Genomic DNA, 21,481 nt, shown 5'->3' with positions numbered 1-21,481 from the left:
GGACGGTTCGCAGAAGGGTCTTTCGTGTGAGAGTGCTCGTCGACCACTTCGACGTCTTCGTCGGAGGTTTCTGGCTCACCCTGCAGCTGTGTCTGCTGTCCGCGACCGGCGCGCTGCTGATCGGCACGCTCGTCGCGATCCTGCGGATCTCACCGGTGCCGCCGCTACGCTGGCTCGGCGGGGCGTACGTGACGGTGCTGCGCAACGTGCCGCTGACCGTCGTGATGTTCTTCTCGGCCTTCGGGTTGCCCGCACTCGGGTCCAACGCCGACTTCCTGCGGATCCCCGGGCTGAGCATCGTGTTCAGCCGGCTCGGCATCGACCTGCCGTACTTCCGGTTCGCGATCATCGCGCTGAGCGTCTACACCGGTGCGTTCGTCTGCGAGGCGATCCGCAGCGGGATCAACGCGGTGCCGCCCGGTCAGGCGGAGGCCGCCCGCGCGATCGGCCTGACCTTCACCCAGAACCTGCGGCACGTGGTACTCCCCCAGGCGTGGAAGGCCGCGATCGTCCCGCTGGGCAGCGTCATCATCGCCATGATCAAGAATTCGGCGCTGGCCGGCTTCTTCGGGGTGGTCGGTGACCTGTCCAACTCGGCGCAGAACCTGACCAGCGCCCTCGGCGAGCCGATCATCCCGGTCTTCGTCGGCATCTCGATCGGCTTCCTGATCATGACCGTGCCGCTCGGGCTGCTGCTCGACCGGGTCGAGGCCCGCCGGGCGGTGGCCAGATGACCGCCCCGTCCCCCGCGAGCGCCGCAGCCGTCACCGGAGGAACCACGCCATGAGCCAGCAGCAGAGCGTGTTGTACGACGCCCCCGGACCACGGGCCCGACGGGTCACGCTGATCGTCAGCGTGCTGTCGGCCCTCGCCGCCGTCACCGCCGGGTACTTCCTGGTCTACCGGCCGCTGGCCGAACGCGAACAGTTCACCATGGAGAAGTGGGGTCCACTGATCGACCCCGGCAACGAGGTGTTCGGTCAGGTCTGGACACTGCTCGGCGAGGGGGTCACCGCCACGCTGACCGCCGCCGGCCTGGCGATCGCGCTGTCGTTGCTGTTCGGCACCGCGCTGGCGGTGCTGCGGATCCAGCTGAAGGCGCTGCTGCGCCGCCGGTTCACCGGGCTCGCCACCTCGTTCGCGCTGGCGTTGCGGGCGCTGAGCTGGCTGTTGAACCTGGTGACCCGGTTCTGCGTCGAGGTGTTCCGCGGCCTGCCGGTGGTGATCACCATCTTCTTCGTCGCCCGGGGCCTGCCGGACCTCGGCCTGGAGATCGTCCTCCCGTTCGGCCACGAGATGCTGCCGTACCTGGTGCTGGGCCTGACCATCTACAACGGCGTGGTGATCGCCGAGATCCTGCGCTCCGGGATGGAGGGTCTGCCGTCGGGGCAGCGCGAGTCGGCCGCCGCGATCGGGCTGACGTCGTTCCAGACCACCCGGATGATCCTGCTGCCGCAGGCGTTCCGGATCATGCTGCCGGCTCTGATCAGCCAGCTGATCGTGGTGCTCAAGGACACCTCGTTGGGCTTCATCATCGGCTACCAGGAGACGCTGCTGGTCGGCCGGACGATCATCCAGAACCTGCGTAACCCGATCCAGGTGTATCTGGTGATCGGGGTGCTGTTCATCGCGGTCAACTACGCGCTGTCCAAGCTCGCCGAGTCGGTGCAGCGGCGGCTGGCTCAGGGCCGGCGGACCAGCGCCACACCCCAGCCGCCGGCGGCACCGGCGTCGACGGTGGCCGGCCAACAGACTGCGGCCGGCACCGGCGGCAGCGCCACCACCGGCGGCACGGCTACGTCAGGCAGCAGCTGACCGGACGGCCCGCCCGTTGACCGGCCGTCCGGCCGGTCAACGGGCGATCTCGGTGACCCGGGACTCGCGGACCACGGTCACCCGGATCTGCCCCGGGTAAGTCAGCTCCTCCTCGATCTGCTTGGCCACGTCGCGGGCCAGCACCGCGGCGCCGATGTCGTCCACGTCGTCCGGCTTGACCATCACCCGGATCTCCCGGCCGGCCTGCATGGCGAAGACCTTCTCCACGCCGATCTTGCCGGCGGCGATCTCCTCGATGCGCTCCAGCCGCTTGACGTACGCCTCCAGGCTTTCTCGCCGCGCGCCGGGACGACCACCGGAGCACGCGTCGGAGGCCTGGGTGAGCACCGCCTCGACGGTCTGCGGCGGCACCTCGTTGTGGTGCGCCTCGATGGCGTGCACCACCTCCTCGGATTCGCCGTACTTGCGGGCCAGGTCGGCGCCGATCAGCGCATGACTGCCCTCGACCTCGTGGGTGAGCGCCTTGCCGATGTCGTGCAGGAACGCGCACCGCTTGATCAGCGGGACGTCCAGACGCAGCTCGGCGGCCATCACCCCGGCGATGTGCGCGGTCTCCACCAGATGCTTGAGCACGTTCTGGCCGTACGAGGTCCGGTAGCGCAGCCGGCCCAGCAGGGTGGCCAGCTCAGGGTGGATCTCGGTGATGCCGACGTCGACGAGCGCCTCCTCGGCAGCCCGGTGGCACAGCTGCTCCACCTCCTGCCGGGCGGTCTCGAAGACCTCCTCGATCCGGTGCGGATGAATCCGACCGTCGAGCACCAGTTTCTCCAGGGTGAGCCGTCCGGTCTCCCGGCGTACCGGGTCGAAGCAGGACAGCAGGACCGCCTCGGGTGTGTCGTCGATGATCAGGTTGACCCCGGTGACGGACTCGAACGCCCGGATGTTGCGGCCTTCGCGCCCGATGATCCGGCCCTTCATCTCGTCGCCGGGCAGATGCAGGACGCTGACCACGCTCTCCGCGGTCTGTTCGCTGGCGACCCGCTGGATGGCGTCCACCACGATGTGCCGGGCCCGCTGGTCGGCGGTGTTGCGGGCGTCGGCCTCGATGTCGCGGACCAGGATCGCCGCCTCCCGTTTGGCCTGGCCCTCGATCGCTTCGACGAGCTCACCGCGGGCCGCCTCGGCGGTCAGCCCGGCGACCCGTTCCAGCTCGCGCTGCCAGCGCTCCTCGGCGGCCGCCAGGTCCGCCTCCCGGGCGGCCAGGGCTGCCTTGCGCTCGGCGAGTTCGGCGGCGGTGGCGGTCAACCGGCGGTCCCGCTCGGCGACCCGGTCGGCTTCCTCGGCGTGCTGACGTTCCCGCTCGTCCATCCGCTGGCCGCGCCGGTCCAGCTCGGCGGACTGCTCCTTGACGGTCCGGGAGAGCATCGCGATCTCCCGCTCGCCGCTGCGCCGGGCCGCTGCCCGAACCTGCTCGGCTTCGGTCTCGGCCTGCCGGTGGGCCCGCTCCAGGATGGTGTCCGCCTCGGCCCGGGCGGCGTCGAGCACCCGACGGGCCTCGGCCCGGGCGGCGGTCGCTTCGGCCTTGGCGGCGGCAGCGTCGGTACGGGCCGCAGCGGCGGCCGCCTTGGCCTGCTCGACGGCGGAGGATGCCTCGTCGGCCGCGGTACGCAGCGCGGCGAGGGAGCGTTCCTGCCGGTCGCGGGCGGCGACGAAAGCCGGGTCCTCCTCGACCGGCGTCGCGGCCGCCGGTGTGGTGAGCCGGCGCAGCGCGTGGGTGCCGAGCGCGAGGCCGGCGAGCACCAGACCGGCGAGTACGACGACCGCGGCGAAGAGCATCCACTCCAGCCCGGTCATGCCGACCCTCCGGGCCTACCGACACTCGCGTGTCCCGCCGGCTTCCTGCGCTGCGCCACGACCGCCTCCAGTCCGCCGTCGGCATTCCCGGAGGCTTCTCGCTCCGGGCGGCCACGGCTATGGGAACGCCCGACCGTGGCGGCTGACCAACGACCAGACAGCACCCACGTGGGTGCGGACACGACCACGGCGAAACGGCCGTTGTGCGTGCTGTCGCCACCGGACCGGCCTGTCCGGTTGCGGCATGTCTGGCTACTGAACTGCTGCTGCGAAGTGATGCCGTACTGTTATGCGATCTATGTTGTGCGGTTAGCCTGCGACGGGTCGGTTGTTCGTCTGTAACGCGAGGCTAGGTCGCGAGGGGCCGTTCGGTCAAGAAGTCATGATCAGACCGACAACGGAACGTAGGGCATCGGCGCGCTCACAGGAAGCTTATCGCGCTCAGGACGCGTCGGGATGAGTCGGAAATTTGGCACATCCCGCAGGGGATGGCGTCCCGTCAGGTGGACCAGGGCTGCTCAGCATCCGGGTCGGGAACCTCGCCGATCAGTGCCTCGGCATCCACCGTGTCGGTGAACTCGGCCGCCTCGGCGGACCGGGCGGCCAACGCCTCCCGGACCACCGGCACGGCCACCCCCGCCGAGTAACCCTTGCGGGCAAGCATCGCGACCAGCCGCCGGAACACCACGTCCGGAGCACCCCGGGCGGTACGCAGCTTGCGCTCGACGAGCTCCGCCGCGGTGGCCCGCTCGGTCGACTCGTCCAGCCCGTCCAGCGCGGCCCGGGCGGTCTGCGGATCCACGCCGCGCTGACGCAACTCGGCGGCGAGGTTACGCCGGGCCAACCCTCGGCCGTGGTGCCGGCTGGTCACCCATGCCTGGGCGAACGCCGCGTCGTCGATCATCCCGACCTCGTCGTACCGGTCGAGGACCGAATCGGCCGTGGCCTCGGAAATGCCTCGTCGCCGCAGCACGGCGGCGAGCTCCGCCCGGGTCCGAGGACGGACGGCGAGCTGTCGCAGACAGATGTCGCGTGCCTGCTGCGCCTCGTCCACCGGCTGCCCACCGCCGACCGCGGCGGACCCGGTGGTGCGGCCGTCGCGCTCAGCGGTGGGGTCGGCGAACCCGGCGGTGGGGTCGGCCGGCCGGCTGCGGCCGGCACGGGAGGCTCGGGGACGGGGCGGAGCCGCATCCCAGCCCCGGCCCGTCCGTGCGCCGCGTCGTCGCCCAGCCATCCGGATCAGAAGTCGACCGGCGGCAGCTCAGGCCCGCCGGCCTCGTCGGCACCGAGCGCACCGACGCCGAGCTTCTCCAGGATCTTCTTCTCGATCTCAGCCGCCACGTCCGGGTTCTCCCGGAGGAACTCCCGAGCCTTCTCCTTGCCCTGACCGAGCTGGTCGCCCTCGTAGGTGTACCAGGCGCCGGACTTGCGGATGATCGACTGCTCGACGCCGACGTCGATCAGCGAACCCTCCCGGGAAATGCCCTTGCCGTACATGATGTCGAACTCGGCCTGCTTGAACGGCGCAGAGACCTTGTTCTTGACGACCTTGACCCGGGTCCGGTTGCCGACCACGTCGGTGCCGTCCTTGAGGCTCTCGATCCGCCGCACGTCGAGCCGCACCGAGGCGTAGAACTTCAGCGCCCGACCACCGGTGGTGGTCTCCGGCGAGCCGAACATCACGCCGATCTTCTCCCGCAGCTGGTTGATGAAGATCGCGGTGGTGCCGGTGCTGTTCAGCACACCGGTGATCTTGCGCAGCGCCTGGCTCATCAGCCGGGCCTGCAGACCGACGTGGCTGTCCCCCATCTCGCCCTCGATCTCGGCACGGGGCACCAGGGCCGCGACCGAGTCGATCACGATGATGTCCAGCGCGCCGGAGCGGATCAGCATGTCGGCGATCTCCAGCGCCTGCTCACCGGTGTCCGGCTGGGAGACCAGCATGGCGTCGGTGTCCACGCCGAGCGCCCTGGCGTAGTCCGGGTCGAGCGCGTGCTCGGCGTCGATGAACGCCGCGATGCCGCCGGAACGCTGGGCGTTGGCCACCGCGTGCAGGGCGACCGTGGTCTTACCGCTGCTCTCCGGGCCGTAGACCTCGACCACCCGACCCCGGGGCAGGCCGCCGACGCCGAGTGCCACGTCGAGTGCGATGGAGCCGGTGGGGATCACCGCGGTCTGGATCACCGGCCGCTCGCCCAGCCGCATCACCGAGCCCTTGCCGAACTGTTTGTCGATCTGAGCCAGCGCCAGATCGAGCGCCTTTTCCTTGTCAGGCACTGCCGCCATTGCTGCCACCCCTACGTTCGCCGACTTCCCAGGCGTCCTGGCCGAGCTTCTCGTCACCCGGGTCACGCTAGGCGCTGGGTCCGACAGAAAACAGCCGACGGGCCGCAACCTGTGGATGAGCACCTAGCTGTGGACAATAGCCGAACAGATGTACGAGTGGAAAACCAGACACGCCCACGAGTTTCACCACTCAAAGCAGCCATTCGACCGCACAGAGTAGATGCAGCTACGCGGACCCACGCCCGTCGAGCGGAGGTACGACCGCAAGTAGAGGTACGACCAAGCGGAGGTACGACCGGCCGGCAAGCGACGCACTCAGGCCGACTCCCGGACACCCGAGATGCTTTCCAGGTTTGATGCCACAGACGCATCTTGATGCACCTGTGGCATCAAACCGAACCAGCGCCCGGAACCAGTACGGTTACACGATGCACATCGACTGAGGCTTTCCGTAATCGACAGATCGAGGATCCCAGCGGGAGTCAGCGCAACCGGCCGGGAACCCGGTCGGGGTACGCGGCGCAGACCGCCCGCCAGACCACCGCCGTCTCCTCACCGGCCGCGAGCGCCTGCGCGATGGTGCGCCCACCCAGCTGGGCCAGCACCTGATCGGTGGCGATGCTGCGGGCGTACGCCGGCCCGAACGCCTCATCCAACCGGCCCCAGAAGTCCGTCAACCGCATCCCTGCCTCCTTACTGCCTTGACCGGGCCGGCACCGGGCGCAGCACCAACCCCAGCAGCGGCACCGTGGCCAGCGCCGACAGCAACGTCAGGACGCCGTAACCGGACAGCCCGACGATGATTCCGCTGACCGCACCGGCGGACGCGCCGGCCAGACCCATCACCAGGTCCGACAGGCCCTGGACCGACGGACGGACGTCAACCGGCACCGACTCCGACAGCAGGGTCGAGCCGGCGACCATGGTGCCCGACCAGCCGAGCCCGAGCAGCACCAGCCCGATCACCAGGCGTACCGGATCGTGGCCGGCGGTGCCCGCCACGGCGCACGCGGCCAGCAGCAGCCCGACCCCACCGAGGATCACCGGCCGGCGACCGGCCCGGTCGGTGAGCCAACCTACCACCGGCGACAGCGCGTACATCCCGGCGATGTGCAGGCTCAGCACCAGCCCGACGGTGCGCAGCAGGTCACCACCGGAGTGCCCCATCCCGATGTGGACCGGCGTCATCGCCATCACCCCCACCATCACCAGGTGGCCGACGGCGACGGCGCAGACCCCGAGCCGCGCGGCGGGTCGGGCCATGACCACCGCGAACGCCGCACGCAGGCCTCGGCCGGACCCGGCCCGCAGACCCCGGCCGGACCGCACCGGGGCGGTCGCCGCAGCGGGGCCGGCGATCCGCCGGGCGGTCAGCAACGGATCCGGTCGCAGCAACACCAGCACCAGCAGCGCGGCCAGCAGGAACGCCAGCGTGCTGACGGCGAACGGACCGGCCAGCGGCGGCAGCCCGACTCCGCTGGCCGACCGGTCGGCCAGCCCGGCGAGGTTGGGGGCGGTCACCGCGCCGACCGTGGTCGCCCAGACCACCAGCGACAGTTGCCGGCCCCGACGACGCGGCTCGGCGAGGTCGACCGCCGCGTACCGGGCCTGGAGCCCAGCGGTCGTCGCGCCGCCGAACAGGACCATGCCGACGAACAGCAGCGGCACCCAGCGCACCGCTGCGGCGGCCACCACCAGCACCGCCCCGCTCGCACCCGTCAGGTACGCGAAGACCAGGCCGGGTCGGCGGCCGTGCCCGTTCATGATCCGGACCACGGGTACGGCGAGCAGCGCCCCGCCGACCACCGCGGCGCTCTGCGCCAGGCCGGAGACGGTCACCCCGCCAAGCTCGGCGGCGAGCAGGCCACCGACCGAGATCCCGATGGTGACGCCTACGCCGCCGATCATCTGAGTACCGGCGAGCAGCCGCAGCGTACGGCGTTGGATGCGGGTGACGTCACCAGGTAGCGGCGGATCGGTCACCGACGGCGGTGTGGTGAGTGCGGTCATCGGCGTACCGCCGGGGTCGGGCTGCCCCGACCGGCGAGCAGTCCGCGGACTACGCCGAGGTCGGTGACCAGCCCTCGGTAGGCGATCTGCTGGTCGTCGGCGCGCAGCACCGCCGAGGGATGGATGGTGGCCACCAGCTGCGCCGGGCCCACCGGGAACTCCTCGGGCCGCTCGGCCGAGGCCGGCCACGGCAGCGGTACGCCCCGCGATCGGGTCACCCGGAACGCCGGGCCGAGCAGCGCCCGGGCCGCGGTCGCGCCGAGCACCACGACGACGTCCGGGCGCAGCGTCGCGAACTCGGCGACCAGCCAGGGCCGGCAGGCCACGATGTGCACCCGGTCCGGGGTCTGGTGGATCCGTCGACCGCCGCGCGACACGAAGCGGAAGTGCTTCACCGCGTTGGTCAGATAGATCTGATCGACCGGGATCCCGGCGTCGTCCACCGCCCGGCGCAGCAGCCGGCCGGCCGGGCCGACGAACGGCAGACCCTGGCGGTCCTCGACGTCCCCGGGCTGCTCGCCGACCATCACCACCCGGGCATCGGGGTCGCCCCGACCGAAGACCACCTGGCTGGCAGGCTGATGCAGCTCACATCCCTGGCAACCGGGGGCGGCAGCGCGCAGGTCGGCGAGGCTACGGGCACCGGTGGGGACGTACCCATCGGCTCCGACGGTGGTTTCGTGCGCGGTCACGGCTCCTTCCTACCCGGTTGCGAGTTGACCGGTGCGCCTGGGGCGACCGGTCCGGGTACGGCCCGCGTACCTCACCTGCCGACGCCGGCAGGTCCCGCTGGACGCAGCGCGTCGCGTACCGCCGCAGCGAGCTCGCCGGCCCGGTCCTCGTCGAGACCGCTGACGGTGATCCTGATACCCGGCGCGCTGCGTAGCCGGTGGCGGGCTCCGGCCGAGACGGTGAATCCGGCTCTCTGCAGCGCGGTCACTACGTGGGTCTCGTCCGTCACCGGCACCCAGACGTTGAGCCCGCTGCCGCCGTGGCTGGCCACGCCGTGGCCGGCGAGCGCGGTCCGCAGCGCCTCGCGGCGGCGCTGGTAGACCTGGCCGGCCTCGGTCACCGAGGCAGTGACCGAGGGGTCGCGCCACAACTCTCCGAGCAGCCGCTGCAGGACCGTGGAGACCCAGCCGGAACCGATACGCATTCGACCGGCAACCCGGCTCAATGTGATCTCGTCGCCGGTCAACAGCGCTATCCGCAGGTCCGGGCCGTACGGCTTGCTGGCGGAGCGGACGAACGCCCATCGGGATGTCGTGCCGGCCAGCACGTGCGGTGGGCCGTTGGAGAGCTCGGCAGCGTGGTCGTCCTCGATGAGCAGCACGTCGTCGGTCTCGCGCAGCAGCCGTCGCAGCCGGTCGGCCCGGTCAGCGCCCAGGGCGGCGCCGGTCGGGTTCTGCGCCCGGGTGGTGACCACGATGGCGGACACACCGGCCGACAGCGCCGCCCGCAGGCCGGGTTCGGTAGGGCCACGGCCGTCCACCGGCATCGGCACCGGGGTGAGGCCCAGTGCCGCGATCAGGTCCAGCAGGTTGGCCCAGCCGGGGTCCTCCACCGCGACCCGGTCACCAGGGCGCAGATTGCTGGTGAGCAGACGTTCGATCCCGTCCAGCGCGCCACTGGTGACGGTCAGACCGGCAGCCGGCAGGCCGTCGTCGGCCAATCGGACCGCAGCGAGCGCGGCGAGGTCGGGCAGCAGGCCGTCGTCGGCGTAACCCTGCCCGGACGAGGTGTCGGCCAACTGCCGGGCGACCGCAGCGAGATGTGTCGCCAGCGGCGGCAGCAGCCGTGGATCCGGCTCGCCGGTGGACAGGTCCAGGGTGCCTGGCGGGGCCGGCGCGGACGGACCGGGCCGGGTCACGGCGACCGGTGGGCGGGCGCGGACCCGGGTGCCCCGCCGACCGTCGGTGTCGACAATTCCCCGCTGGCGCAGCGCCTGGTACGCCTTGGCGACGGTGGCCGGGCTGACCTCGAGTGCGTCGGCGAGCGCACGCACCGCCGGCAGCAGGGCGCCAGGTGCCAACGCACCGGTGCGGACACCGGTCTCGACGCTGGCCGAGATCTCGGTCGCGGTCGCACCGGTCGGCTGATATTGTTCTGACACAATAAACGAATTGTACTAGCACAATCTCGGGAGATCAAATGTACCCCGCCACCGCCCGCACCACCGCCGCACGACGCCTCAGCCGAGTCACCTACCAGCGCACCGAGGCACACCGCATCCTCGACGAGGCGTACCACTGCTGCCTGGCGTTCGTCGCCGACGGCGCGCCCCGGGCACTGCCCACCCTGCATGTACGCGTCGACGAAACCCTGTACCTGCACGGCTCCACCGCGAGCACCCCCCTGTTGGCCGCCCGCGACCGGGAAGGGCTCGCCGTCTGTGTGGCCGTCACCCTGCTCGACGGCCTGGTCTACGCCCGCGCCCAGGCGCACCACAGCGCCAACTACCGGTCAGTCGTCGTGCACGGCACCGCCCGGCTGGTCAGCGACCCGGCCGACAAGCGGCGGGCACTCGACGCCCTGATCGACAAGGCGGCACCGGGCCGGGCCGCGGACAGCCGGCCACCGACGAGCCGGGAACTCGCGCAGACAGCGGTGCTCGCCGTCGCTCTCGACGAGGTGTCGGTCAAGGCCCGCGCCGGTGAGCCTGTCGACGAGCAGGCCGACCTCACGCTGCCGTACTGGGCCGGGGTGCTGCCGTTGCGCACCGTCGCCGACCCGCCGCAATCCGCTGCCGGAGTCACCCGGGCGGTGCCGAGCTACCTCACCACCAGCGAAATTTCTCTCGCCAGCGGACCGGCGGACAGGTGAGGATGTCCCCCATGCTGGGCATCACCGACATCTGGACGTACGTCCTGGGCACCGTGGCGATCGTCCTGCTGCCCGGGCCGAACTCGTTGTTCGTCCTGTCCACCGCCGCCCGACGCGGCGTGCGGCACGGCTACCGGGCCGCCGGCGGCGTCTTCCTCGGCGACACGGTGCTGATGGTGCTCTCCGCAGCCGGGGTCGCCTCCCTGCTCAAGACCCATCCGGCGATGTTCACCGTGATCAAGTACGCCGGGGCGGTGTACCTCGGCTATGTCGGTGTCACCATGTTCCGTGGTGCCTGGCGGCGCTGGCGGCGGCGCGACGACCCGGCCGCGCCCCGGTTGGTGGACGCCGCCGAGCCGGCGGCGGTGCGCCACCCGTTCCGGCGGGCGACGGTGATCAGCCTGCTGAACCCGAAGGCGATCCTGTTCTTCGTGTCGTTCTTCATCCAGTTCGTCGACCCGGCGTACCCGTACCCGGCGCTGTCGTTCCTGCTGCTCGGCGCGATCGCTCAGCTGTTCAGCGTCATCTACCTGACCGTGCTGATCTTCACCGGGACGTACCTGGCGATGCAGTTCCGGCAGCGGCGCCGGCTCGCCGCGACGGTCACCAGCGGGGTGGGCGCTCTGTTCCTCGGCTTCGGAGTCAAGCTCGCCACCGCCAGCGCCGGAGCAGCCTGACCGCCGGAGCATGACCGTAGGAACAGCCTGGCCGCCGGGCGGCCAACCGCCACCGTCGGCACGCAGGTCAGCGCATCCGCCGTCCCCTCGGTACGGTGTCCGTCTCGTCGTCGAACTCGCCGATGACCTCCTCCAGCAGGTCCTCCAACGCCACGAAACCGATCGGCTGGTCGGCCCCGGAACCGTTGGTGACCAGCGCCAGCTGGACCTGGTCGGCGCGCATCGCCGCCACCGCCTCGGTGACGGTGGCCGTCGCCGGCAGCAGGAACGGCCGGCTCATCAGCGATTCTGCAGTCGGAGCGCCGTCGCAGGTGTTTGCCCGCACCGCGTCGCGTACGTGCACGATGCCGATCAGATCGCCGGCCTCCCCGCAGACCACCAGACGGGACCGGCCGCTGCCCCGGGACAGCTCCTCCACCCGCTCGGCGGTGTCCGTCCGGGCCACCGCGACGACCTGGTCCACCGGCTGCATCACGTCCCGGACGGTGGTGCGCTCCAGCTGGAGCATCTTGGCCAGCAGCTCGTGCTGGTCCGGCGGCAGCAGGCCGTGCTCCCGCGACTGTTCCAGCAGGATGCGCAGCTCGTCCGGGCCGTGCACCTGGGCCAGCTGGTCCTGCGGTTCGACCCGGAACGCCCGCAGCACGGCATTGGCGATCGCGTTCAACCCGGACAGGACCGGCCGGGAAACCCGGGCGAACGCCCGGAACGGCAACGCCAGCAGCAGCGCCGACCGCTCCGGGTGGGTGATCGCCCACGACTTCGGTGCCATCTCGCCGACCACCAGGTGCAGGAAGACCACCAGGGCGAGGGCGAACAGGAACGCGACCAGATGACTGGCCGCGTACGGCAGACCGGCCCGTTCCAACAGTGGCGCCATCAGCCGCTCCACCGCGGGCTCGGCCAACGCGCCCAGGCCGAGGGTGCAGACGGTGATGCCCAACTGCGCCCCGGCGAGCATCAGCGACAGCTCGCGGGAGCCGTCCAGCGCCGCCCGGGCCGCACGCGAGCCGCCCGCCGCGGCCTGTTCCAGGCGGTACCGCTTGCTCGCCACCAGGGCGAACTCCGCAGCCACGAAGAACCCGTTCAGAGCGAGCAGCACCAGTGAGGTCAGCAACGCCCACCCGGTGCTCACCCGATCACCTCCAGCCGTACCGAGTCGGGCACGTGCCGGTCGACGGAGATCACGTGCAGTACGGCCTGCCGGGCCGGATGGTGGCCGTTGCCGGCGGTCATCTCGTCCAGGCTGATCGAGATCTGGTCGCCGACCTCGGGCACCCGGCCCAGTTCCCGCATGACCAGGCCGGAGAGGGTGTCGTACTCGGGGGCGGTCGGCAGCTCGACACCGGTGGTGTCGGCGACCTCGTCGATTCGCCAGCGGGCCGGCACCAGCCAGGAGCCGTCCGGCTGGCGGGCCGGGGCTGGCTCCGGCGGGTCGTCCTCGTCCCGGATCGGGCCGACCAGCTCCTCGGCGATGTCCTCCAGGGTGATCACCCCGGCGAAGCCCCCGTACTCGTCGACCACGCAGGCCAGCTGCCGGTGCCCCTTACGCAGCCGGTCCAGCACCGCCGGCAGCGGCAGGGTCTCCGGCACCAGCAGCGGGGGGACCATCACCGCCGCGACCGTCGTCACCGCCCGTCGCGACGGCGGTACGGTGAGCACGTCTGCGATGCTGGCGATGCCGACCAGGTCGTCGACGCCGTCCGAGCCGTGCACCGGGAACCGGGAGTGCCCGGTGTCCAGCAGCTCCACCAGCCCGGTCAGCGGCGCGTCGACCCGTACCGTGTGCACGTCGACCCGCGGCACCATCGCCTCGCCGGCGGTCAGCTGCCGGAAGTGCAGCCCTCGGTCGAGCAGCGTGGACATCGCCGAGTCGAGGTGCCCCTCCTGGCGGGACTCGGCGATGATCTGGCCGAGGTCCTCGGCGGTGGCGCCGCTGGGCAGCTCCTCGATCGGCTCGATGCCGACCCGCCGCAGCAACCGGTTCGCCGCGATGTCGAACATCCGGATCAGCGGCCCGGCGACGGCCAGGTAGATCAGGGTCGACCGGCTGAGCGCCCGGGCCAGCACCTCGGCCCGGGCGAGGGCGAGGTTCTTGGGGGCCAGCTCACCGAGGACCATCTGCACCACGGTCGAGATGATCAGCGCCAGCCCGACCGAGATGGTCAGACTGGCGGCCGGCGGAACCCCGACCCCGCCGAGCAGCTCGGACAGTCCGGCGCCGAGGTACGGCTCGGCGACGTAGCCGACCAGCAACGCGGTGACCGTGATCCCCAGCTGGGCGCCGGAGAGCATGAACGACAGCCGGCTGGTCACCCGCAGCGCGCGGGCGGCAGCCGGGTCACCCCGGTCGGCCAGGGTCCGCAGCCGACCCCGGTCGACGGCGACGTAGCCGAACTCCTGGGCGACGAAGTACCCGGTCGCGACCGTCAACACGGTGATCAGAAACAGACCGAAGACGATCAGCACCGGGGGCTCAGCGCTCCGGCGACCGGCGGCCGGAATGTCGGCAGCCGGGTGCTACCCGGCTGGCTACTGCTGCCCTCCTGGGCAGGAGCGTCGGTCATGGCCGGATTATATAGTGACCCGCCGCTGCCCACCGGTTCCGTCGCCGCCGGTGCCGTCGACCGCCATCGCGTCCGCCTCGTCGGTGACCAGCAGGTCGCGTCGGACCAGATCGGCCCGGTAGGCGGCCCGGCCGATGATGTGGGCCGCGACCGGCGCGGTCGCCATCTGGAAGACCGCCACCATCAGCAGAGTGGCCAGTTCGGTGCCGCTCTGTAGCCGCAGCGCCAGCCCACTGAGGACCAGTAGCAGGCCGAGAACCTGCGGCTTGGTCGCCGCGTGTATCCGGGCGGCGACGTCGGGGAAGCGCAGCAGACCGATGCTGGCCGCCAGGCTGAGCAGCGCGCCGCCGATCAGCAGCGTGCCGGACAGTACGGTCAGCACCCCGGTCACCGTTGCTCCCGTTCGGCGGCGGCTACCGCGGGCGGGCGGGCGGCGACGAACCGGACGATGCTGACCGAGCCCACGAACCCGAGCAGGGACAGCACCACGAGCACCGGCAGGGTGGTGGCGTGCCGGTTGACCGCCGCCTCGGCGGCGAGCCCACCGACGATGATGGCGATCAGCACCTCGGCGGCCACCACCCGGTCGAGCAGTGTCGGACCACGGATGATCCGCCCGACGGTCAGCAGGGCCGCCACGGCCAGCAGTACGGTCACCACAACGGCTACGAAGGTCATCGATTCTCTCCGTTCCCTGGGCGGGGATCGTTTCCAGAAAGGGGATGGTCGGCCGGGCGAGGATCGTCGAGATGCCGTACGTCGTCCGCCGAGCCGACGGCGCGGACGATCCGCTCCTCCAACGCCAGCACCTTCCGCCGGGCCCGCTCGACGTCACGGTGATCGACGACGTCGAGCACGTGAACGTAGAGGGTGCCGCTGGCCGGGTCGGCCTCGACGATGAGGCTGCCCGGGATCAACGACAACGCCTCCGCGGTGAGGGTCAGGTTCAGGTCCGTCCGGACCCGTAGCCGCACCGCGATGACCGCGCTGCGCGGCGTGTGCCCGAACCGGACGGCGGTCCAGGCCACCTGCGCACTCGCGGTGAACAGGTCGACGACGAACCGGGCGAGGAAGCGCAGCACAGCCAGCGGCCGGATCCGGCCCTCGAAGGCGACCGGCGGCAGTGGGAAGACGGTGACCACCACCAGCGCGACGACCGTCCCGCCGAGCAGGTTACCGACGGAGAACCGCCCGTAGAACAGGTTCCACAGCACCACCAGAGCGGCGACCGCGACGATCTGGGTACGCCAGTGCGCGGCCCTGGACACCGGACTCATCGGGCTGCTCCCGGCGGGAAGACCGCGTCGACGTACGGCGTCCGGCTCACCAGGTTGGCCGCCGCCTCGGTGCCGATCTGGAACAACGGTCCGGCCAGCACGGTCAGTGCCAGTCCGAGCAGCACCAGTGCGGTGGTCGCGCCGACCAGCAGGGGCGGCATCGGTTCCACCGAACCCGGGCCGTCGGCGGCGAGCGGGGTGGATGCCGAGTCGGTGGACGGTACCCGCACACCGGAAACCGCCCGGGTCGCGGACGGCGTCGTCGCCGGCTGGGTGGCCGAGGCAGTCGCCGGTACCGTCGCCGGACCGCCCGCTGTGGCCTGCGGGGCGGTCTTGCGCCAGAAGGCGAGATTCCACACCCGGGTCACCGTGTACAGGGTGAGCAGGCTGGTCAGCACGGCACCGGCGACGACCGCCCGGGCCAGCGGGCCGCCGTCGGCGACTCCGGCCTGCAGCAACCCGAGCTTGCCGAGGAATCCGGAGAACGGTGGTATGCCGGCCAGGTTCAACGCCGGCAGAAAGAACAGCGCGGCGAGCAGCGGCGCGGCCCGGGCCAACCCGCCGAGACGCTCCAGGTTGGTGCTGCCGCCCCGGCGCTCCACCAGTCCGGTCGCCAGGAACAGCGTGGTCTGGACGGTGATGTGGTGCACCACGTAGAAGATCGCCGCCGCCAGTCCGGCAGCGGTGCCGAGCGCGATCCCGAACAGCATGTAGCCGATGTGACTGACCAGGGTGAACGAGAGCAGCCGCTTGATGTCCGACTGCGCGACCGCACCGAGGATGCCGACCACCATGGTCAGCAACGCGACCACCAGCAGCAGGTCGCGGGTGCGTCCGCCGGGGAACAGCAACGTCTCGGTACGGATGATCGCGTAGACGCCGACCTTGGTCAGCAGACCGGCGAAGACGGCGGTGACCGGAGCCGGCGCGGTCGGGTAGCTGTCCGGCAGCCAGGCCGACAGCGGGAAGACGGCGGCCTTGATGCCGAACGCGAGAAGCAGCATCAGCTGCAGTACCAGCCGCAGGTCGTCGGGGAGTCCATCGAGCCGGTCGGCCAGCTGCGCCAGGTTCACCGTGCCGGTGGCGGCGTAGATCAGCCCGATGGCGGTGAGGAAGATGACCGAGGAGAGGATGCTGACCACGACGTAGGTCGTGCCGGCCCGGATCCGTACCTCGGTGCCGCCCAGGGTGAGCAGCACGTAGCTGGCGCCGAGCAGGATCTCGAACCCGACGTACAGGTTGAACAGGTCCCCGGAGAGGAACGCGTTGGTCACTCCAGCGGTGAGAATCAGGTACGTCGGGTGGTAGATCGCCACCGGTGTGCTCTCCCGGCCGTCAGCGCGGCCTTCACCGATCGAATACAGCAGTACGCATAGCGTCACCGCGGTGGAGACCACCAGCATCAGGGTGGCGAGTTGGTCGGCGACCAGCACGATGCCCAGCGGCACCGGCCAGCCGCCCACCCGTACCACCTGGGGTCCCTCGATGTGGGCGGTGATCAACAGGGCGAGCGCGACGCCGAAGGTGACGGTGAGGGCGGCGACGCTGGTGGTCCGCTGGGCACGCGGATGCCGGGCCAGCACCAGGGTGATCCCCGCGCCGAGCAGCGGCACGATCACCGGCAACGGCACCAGGAAACTCACGGGTCGCTCCGATCGAGATCGCCAGCGCGGGCCGGGGCGGTACGGGGGGCGCCGATCGCGTCGATCGGGTCGGTGTCGTGGTCGTCGCTGTCCTCGGCGTCGTCCTCGGCGTCAGGTCCCTGGTCGGCGAGGGCGCGCTGCACGATGAGCCGGTCCTCCAGGTCGTCCTGGACCTCGTCGTGACCAAAGAGCAGCCAGCTGCGGTACGCCATGGCGAGCAGGAACGCGGTGAGCCCGAGCGTGATGACGATCGCGGTGAGGATGAGCGCCTGCGGCAGCGGGTCGCTCATCTCCTCGGCGGCGGTCACCTCGGCGATGGGTGCCCCGCCGGGCCGCCCACCGAGCAGGATCAGCAGGTTCGCCCCGTTGCCGAGCAGGACCACCCCGAGCACCACCCGGGTGAGACTGCGTTCCAGCAACAGGGTGACGCCGGCGGCGAAGAGCACCCCGACGGTCAGGACGAGCACGACGTTGGGCGGCATGTCAGCTCCTTTCTCCGGCGACCCGGTCGAGCCTGCCCTGCGGGGTGTCGTCCACCTCGACGTCCGGCTCGGCGGACCGCGCGATCTGCCGGTCGACCTCGGCACCGAGGCTGCGCAGGATGTCCAGGACCAGACCCACCACGATCAGGTAGACGCCCACGTCGAAGAAGAGCGAGGTGACCAGGTGGACGTCACCGATCACCGGCAGGTGCAGGTCAACGATGGCGCTCTGCAGCACGTCGGCGCCGACCAGGATCGGACTCAGCCCGGCCCCGATCGCCAGGAACAGACCAACGCCGAGCACCAGCCCGGCGTCCACCGGTGCCGCCTCGTTGAGTTCGTGGCGGCCACCGGCGAGATAGCGCACCGCCAGCGCCAGCCCGGCCACCAGCCCGCCGGCGAACCCGCCACCGGGCGCGTTGTGGCCGGAGAAGAGCAGGAATATCGAGTAGACCAGGATGGCGTGGAACAGCAGCCGGGTGACGACCTCGAAGATGATCGACCGGCCCCGCGGGGTCTGGGTCGCGCCGCCCCGTAGCCAGATCCGCTGGCGCCGGGACCGGGCCGGCGGGAACGGGCCGCCCGGCCGACCACCGTGGCCGGCTGCGGTCGCGGCGCCGACCCGGCGTGGACCCGGACCGGTACGCGGCCGCAGGAACACCAGGCTGGCCACGCCGGTCGCTGTGACGACCAGCACCGAAATCTCCCCCATGGTGTCCCAGGCCCGGATGTCGACCAGCGTCACGTTCACCACGTTGCGCCCGCCGCCGTACTCCACCGCCTGTTCGGGGTAGGCCGCTGAGACGGGTGCCGCGTCCCGGTTGCCGACCGCCGCCATCGCCATGCCGGACATCACCACGCCGACAACGACACCGAGGGCGATCCGCGCGTATCTGCTGGAACGCAGTGGACGTTCCGAAAAGTAGATCGGTAGCCGACGAACCACCAGGACGAACACCACGATGGTGATCGTCTCGACGAGGAACTGGGTGAGCGCCAGGTCGGGTGCACCGTGCAGGACGAACAACAACGCGGTGCAGTACCCGGTCACTCCGGCCAGGATGACTGCCTTCAGTCGGCGTTGCGCCCGGACCGTGGCGATCGCGGCGACCACCAGGACCGCTGCCACCGCGATCTGCACCGGCGTGTCGTACCAGCGCCACTGCCCGGTCCACGGCCGGGTCACCAGCAGCGCTCCACCCGGCACGGTGACCAGCACCAGCAGGATGATGCCGAGATACTGCGGCAGCGATCCGCGCTGGGTGGCGCCGGTGACCTCCACCGAGATCCGGTCCAGCAGGTGGGTCGCCTGGGCGTAACTGGTCGCCCCGTCGGTCGGGGCCCGCAGCCGCCGCTGCACGGCGGCCACCCGTTCCCGGGCCAGGAACAGCACGGCGCCGCCGACGAGCGCGACCAGGGACAGCACCAGCGCGGGGGTGAACCCGTGCCACAGCGCCAGGTGGTAGTCACCCGGACCGAACAGCCCGGCGTACGGGGTGAGCACCGTGTCGACGACGCCGGCCGCCGGCCCGAGCAGCAGACCGAGCAGCGCCAGTACGCCGACCGGCAGCACGAACACCGGGCCGACCGGCGCGGCGGCGGTCGGCTCCCGACCGGGCTTGCCGGCGAACGCGCCCCAGATGAACCGGGCGCTGTACGCGGTGGTGAGCACCGAGCCGAGGACGATCAGCGCCAACACGACCGGGTCCGGCGCGAACGCCTCCAGCACCGCCTCCTTGCCGACGAAGCCGAGCAGCGGAGGCACCCCGGCCATCGACGCGGCGGCGAGTGTGGCGGCCACGGCGACCGCCGGCATCCGTCGACCCAGCCCGCTCAGCTCGGTGAGGTCGCGGGTGCCGGCGCACCGGTCGACGATGCCGACCACCAGGAACAGGGTCGCCTTGAACAGGGCGTGGGCGAGCAGCATCGTCGCACCGGCCAGCGCCGGGCCGCGTTCACCCGCGCCGGTCACCACCACCAGCAGACCGAGCTGGCTCACGGTCCCGTACGCCAGCAGCAGCTTGAGGTCGGTCTGGCGCAGCGCCGCCCAGCCGCCGACCAGCATGGTGGCGGTGCCGGTGGTGACGATCAACCAGTACCACCAGGGGTTGCCCGCGTACACCGGTGACAGAAGGGCGACCAGGTAGATGCCGGCCTTCACCATGGCGGCGGCGTGCAGGTAGGCGCTGACCGGGGTGGGCGCGGCCATCGCCGAGGGCAGCCAGAAGCTGAACGGGAAGATCGCCGACTTGGCCAGCGCGCCGACGAGGACCAGCACCAGCGCGACGGCCAGGTAGCCGCCTGCCGGCTGCGGGCCGGCCGCGATCTGCGACCAACGGTAGGTGCCGGCCTGCTCACCGAGCATGATGAACCCGACGAGCATGGCCAGGCCGCCCAGGGTGGTCACGATCAGCGCCTGGGCGGCGGCCCGGCGGCTGGCCCGCTTCTCCGGATGGTGGCCGATCAGCAGGTAGGAAAAGACGGTGGTCAGCTCCCAGAAGACGTAGAGCAGGATCAGGTCGTCGGCGAGGACCAGACCGAGCATGGCTCCGGCGAATCCGACGAAGTTCGCGGTGAACCGGCCGAGGCCGGGCTCACCCGACGCGAAGTAGCGGGCGCAGTAGGTCAGGACCAGGGCTCCGACGCCGCCGACCAGCAGCACCATCAGCCAGGACAGGGTGCCGACCCGAAACGCCAGGTCGAGGCCGAGCTGTGGCACCCACCGGTACGTCTCGTCGAGCGTGGCACCGTCGCGTACCGCACCGGTGCTGGCCAGTGCCCAGCCGGCGGCGGCGCCGGGCGCGGCGGCCAGCAGGTAGCAGGCACGCGGACCCCACCAGCGGACCAGCACCGGCGCCACGAGCGCCGTCACCAGGTGGACGATGAGCAATACCAGCACGTACGGCTCCAGGTAGGTGTCGTCGCGGGCCCACGCGTCGGCACGGGTCCGTTGCCGGGCTTGCCCGCCCGGCGGGAGAGGAACGCCGGACGGCGCGTCGCGGCCGTGGCGGAGGGGGTGACGTGGCGGTGGCGAAGGCTCGGGACGGCCGGCCCCGGACTCCGCCGGTTCGGTGGCCCGGTTCAGTCGAAAATGGGCAGGTGTGCGGCCGCGGTGGTCAGCTGCGCCGCCAGCTGGTCGGGTGGTGCCCGGCTGGAGCAGGGCCGGGTGCCGCGGCGCAGGAGCGGACCGGCGGCCGACGACCGGGCCGCCTGGCCGGTGACAGATGGCGCGGCGGACCAGGTTGGCGTGGTGACGGTGCCGGTCGGAGTGCCGTGGTCGTCACCGGCTGGGCCGGGCCGGGCCGACACGCTCTGCTGCTGCCGGTGGTCGGCGTCGTCGACGCAGTTGCGACCACCGGGCGAGACGGTCTGGTGCAGCAGCGCGGCTCCGATGGAGGCCGGCCCGGCGGCGACGGCGACGGCCGGTACGGCGACCGAGGCGGCACCGTGCACAGCGGTGACGGCGAGCAGGACGAGCAGCACGACGGCGATCCTGCGCGGAGCCGGGAGGTGGCGCAGCTGTGCCATCCGTGCCCCCTCCGCTGTCGATCACCGCCAGCCTACCGGTCTCCCGGTGCCGGCCGCCTGGCTGGCCGGCCCGCCGGGCGGTGGCCGGGCCTGGACGTCGCCGGTTGCCGGAGCTTGGATGGTAAGCGATCAAAACAGATTCGGTGATTACCGTACGGTTACCGTCATGTGCCGGCTGGTTCGGTGGGGGCCGTCGCCGTCGCGGCGGGCATCGTCGGGCGGGCCGGTGTCGCGGGTCCGGCGGGTGCGGGCACGTCGGCGAGCGGCAGCAGACCTCGTCGGCTGGCCAGCAGCATGTGGTAGTGCACGGTGGCGCGTACCCGCGCCCGGTCGGCGGCGCTCGCCGATCCGCTGTCGACGACCAGGGCCCGCAGGGTGTCAGCGAACCGGTCCACCGCTGCCGGGTCGAGCCGGTGGTGCCGTAGCCGCAGCAGGGCCACCAGGCCGTCCACCTTCCGGAGTAGAACCTCCGTGTCGTGGTGGAGGCCGCGCTCGGCAACGGGCATGGAGGTACTCCTTGAGAGATCGGACGATGACGGAAAGTTACTCCATAACTACTAA

The 21,481-nt window shown here is 71.4% G+C and carries 21 protein-coding genes; 4 read left to right on the top strand and 17 right to left on the bottom strand.

Going from position 1 to position 21,481, the window contains the following annotated elements; translation table 11 throughout:
- Nucleotides 1–26: 26 nt before the first annotated feature.
- Together O7621_RS15685 and O7621_RS15680 are read left to right on the top strand one after the other, a co-directional pair.
- Nucleotides 27–734 carry an amino acid ABC transporter permease gene (locus O7621_RS15685; protein WP_282229964.1) on the top strand — a complete coding sequence of 236 codons (708 nt, stop codon included), beginning with the start codon at nucleotides 27–29 and terminating at the stop codon, nucleotides 732–734.
- Nucleotides 735–783: 49 nt separating this feature from the next.
- Nucleotides 784–1,815 carry an amino acid ABC transporter permease gene (locus O7621_RS15680; RefSeq protein ID WP_281554022.1) on the top strand — a complete coding sequence of 344 codons (1,032 nt, stop codon included), beginning with the start codon at nucleotides 784–786 and terminating at the stop codon, nucleotides 1,813–1,815.
- Between the two features lie 36 nt (nucleotides 1,816–1,851).
- On the opposite strand, the gene rny is transcribed toward O7621_RS15680, so the two are convergent.
- From rny to O7621_RS15645, 7 genes are all read right to left on the bottom strand, one after another.
- Nucleotides 1,852–3,630 (bottom strand): ribonuclease Y, encoded by a 1,779-nt coding sequence (gene rny / locus O7621_RS15675; protein WP_282229963.1) that lies wholly within the window; start codon nucleotides 3,628–3,630, stop codon nucleotides 1,852–1,854.
- Between the two features lie 499 nt (nucleotides 3,631–4,129).
- Entirely contained in the window at nucleotides 4,130–4,864 is a 735-nt protein-coding gene (locus tag O7621_RS15670; protein ID WP_282229962.1) for a regulatory protein RecX, read from the bottom strand.
- 5 nt (nucleotides 4,865–4,869) lie between these two features.
- Nucleotides 4,870–5,916: a recombinase RecA gene (gene recA, locus O7621_RS15665; protein ID WP_278168039.1), complete on the bottom strand. Its 1,047-nt coding sequence runs from the start codon at nucleotides 5,914–5,916 to the stop codon at nucleotides 4,870–4,872.
- A gap of 482 nt (nucleotides 5,917–6,398) precedes the next feature.
- Nucleotides 6,399–6,599 (bottom strand): DUF3046 domain-containing protein, encoded by a 201-nt coding sequence (locus O7621_RS15660; protein ID WP_281554019.1) that lies wholly within the window; start codon nucleotides 6,597–6,599, stop codon nucleotides 6,399–6,401.
- Between the two features lie 10 nt (nucleotides 6,600–6,609).
- Nucleotides 6,610–7,926 (bottom strand): MFS transporter, encoded by a 1,317-nt coding sequence (locus O7621_RS15655; RefSeq protein ID WP_282229961.1) that lies wholly within the window; start codon nucleotides 7,924–7,926, stop codon nucleotides 6,610–6,612.
- Complete coding sequence (locus tag O7621_RS15650) at nucleotides 7,923–8,618, bottom strand: UdgX family uracil-DNA binding protein (RefSeq protein WP_282229960.1); 696 nt, start codon at nucleotides 8,616–8,618, stop codon at nucleotides 7,923–7,925. Before O7621_RS15650 ends, O7621_RS15655 begins: the two co-directional genes overlap by 4 nt.
- Before the next feature lie 71 nt (nucleotides 8,619–8,689).
- Nucleotides 8,690–10,039 (bottom strand): aminotransferase class I/II-fold pyridoxal phosphate-dependent enzyme, encoded by a 1,350-nt coding sequence (locus tag O7621_RS15645; protein WP_282229959.1) that lies wholly within the window; start codon nucleotides 10,037–10,039, stop codon nucleotides 8,690–8,692.
- 38 nt (nucleotides 10,040–10,077) lie between these two features.
- Between O7621_RS15645 and O7621_RS15640 the strand changes: the two genes are divergently transcribed.
- Together O7621_RS15640 and leuE are read left to right on the top strand one after the other, a co-directional pair.
- Complete coding sequence (locus tag O7621_RS15640) at nucleotides 10,078–10,749, top strand: pyridoxamine 5'-phosphate oxidase family protein (protein WP_348775242.1); 672 nt, start codon at nucleotides 10,078–10,080, stop codon at nucleotides 10,747–10,749.
- Between the two features lie 2 nt (nucleotides 10,750–10,751).
- Nucleotides 10,752–11,426, top strand: coding sequence for a leucine efflux protein LeuE (gene leuE, locus O7621_RS15635; protein WP_282229958.1), 675 nt, complete (start codon nucleotides 10,752–10,754; stop codon nucleotides 11,424–11,426).
- Between the two features lie 67 nt (nucleotides 11,427–11,493).
- On the opposite strand, the gene O7621_RS15630 is transcribed toward leuE, so the two are convergent.
- From O7621_RS15630 to O7621_RS15585, 10 genes are all read right to left on the bottom strand, one after another.
- Nucleotides 11,494–12,558, bottom strand: coding sequence for a hemolysin family protein (locus O7621_RS15630; RefSeq protein ID WP_282229957.1), 1,065 nt, complete (start codon nucleotides 12,556–12,558; stop codon nucleotides 11,494–11,496).
- A complete protein-coding gene (locus O7621_RS15625; protein WP_282229956.1) occupies nucleotides 12,555–13,892 on the bottom strand; it encodes a hemolysin family protein in 1,338 nt (445 codons plus the stop codon). The genes O7621_RS15630 and O7621_RS15625 overlap by 4 nt, the downstream gene beginning before the upstream one ends.
- A 105-nt stretch (nucleotides 13,893–13,997) precedes the next feature.
- Nucleotides 13,998–14,381, bottom strand: coding sequence for a monovalent cation/H(+) antiporter subunit G (mnhG, locus tag O7621_RS15620; RefSeq protein ID WP_282229955.1), 384 nt, complete (start codon nucleotides 14,379–14,381; stop codon nucleotides 13,998–14,000).
- Nucleotides 14,378–14,668: a monovalent cation/H+ antiporter complex subunit F gene (locus O7621_RS15615; protein WP_123600656.1), complete on the bottom strand. Its 291-nt coding sequence runs from the start codon at nucleotides 14,666–14,668 to the stop codon at nucleotides 14,378–14,380. Before O7621_RS15615 ends, mnhG begins: the two co-directional genes overlap by 4 nt.
- Nucleotides 14,665–15,267, bottom strand: a complete 603-nt coding sequence (locus O7621_RS15610; protein ID WP_282229954.1) for a Na+/H+ antiporter subunit E — start codon at nucleotides 15,265–15,267, stop codon at nucleotides 14,665–14,667. Before O7621_RS15610 ends, O7621_RS15615 begins: the two co-directional genes overlap by 4 nt.
- Nucleotides 15,264–16,910, bottom strand: coding sequence for a Na+/H+ antiporter subunit D (locus O7621_RS15605; protein ID WP_282229953.1), 1,647 nt, complete (start codon nucleotides 16,908–16,910; stop codon nucleotides 15,264–15,266). The genes O7621_RS15610 and O7621_RS15605 overlap by 4 nt, the downstream gene beginning before the upstream one ends.
- Nucleotides 16,907–17,392 (bottom strand): Na(+)/H(+) antiporter subunit C, encoded by a 486-nt coding sequence (locus O7621_RS15600; RefSeq protein ID WP_282229952.1) that lies wholly within the window; start codon nucleotides 17,390–17,392, stop codon nucleotides 16,907–16,909. The genes O7621_RS15605 and O7621_RS15600 overlap by 4 nt, the downstream gene beginning before the upstream one ends.
- 1 nt (nucleotide 17,393) lies before the next feature.
- Nucleotides 17,394–20,291: a Na+/H+ antiporter subunit A gene (locus O7621_RS15595; protein WP_282229951.1), complete on the bottom strand. Its 2,898-nt coding sequence runs from the start codon at nucleotides 20,289–20,291 to the stop codon at nucleotides 17,394–17,396.
- Between the two features lie 182 nt (nucleotides 20,292–20,473).
- Nucleotides 20,474–20,920: a hypothetical protein gene (locus tag O7621_RS15590; protein WP_282229950.1), complete on the bottom strand. Its 447-nt coding sequence runs from the start codon at nucleotides 20,918–20,920 to the stop codon at nucleotides 20,474–20,476.
- A gap of 164 nt (nucleotides 20,921–21,084) precedes the next feature.
- On the bottom strand, nucleotides 21,085–21,426 hold the full coding sequence (locus O7621_RS15585) for a hypothetical protein (protein ID WP_282229949.1): 342 nt from the start codon (nucleotides 21,424–21,426) through the stop codon (nucleotides 21,085–21,087).
- Nucleotides 21,427–21,481: the final 55 nt, after the last annotated feature.

Source organism: Solwaraspora sp. WMMD937 (genome assembly GCF_029581175.1).
GTDB lineage: Bacteria > Actinomycetota > Actinomycetes > Mycobacteriales > Micromonosporaceae > Micromonospora_E.
The sequence above is the reverse complement of the archived record's forward strand: the minus strand, read 5'-3'. Positions and strand labels throughout refer to the sequence as shown.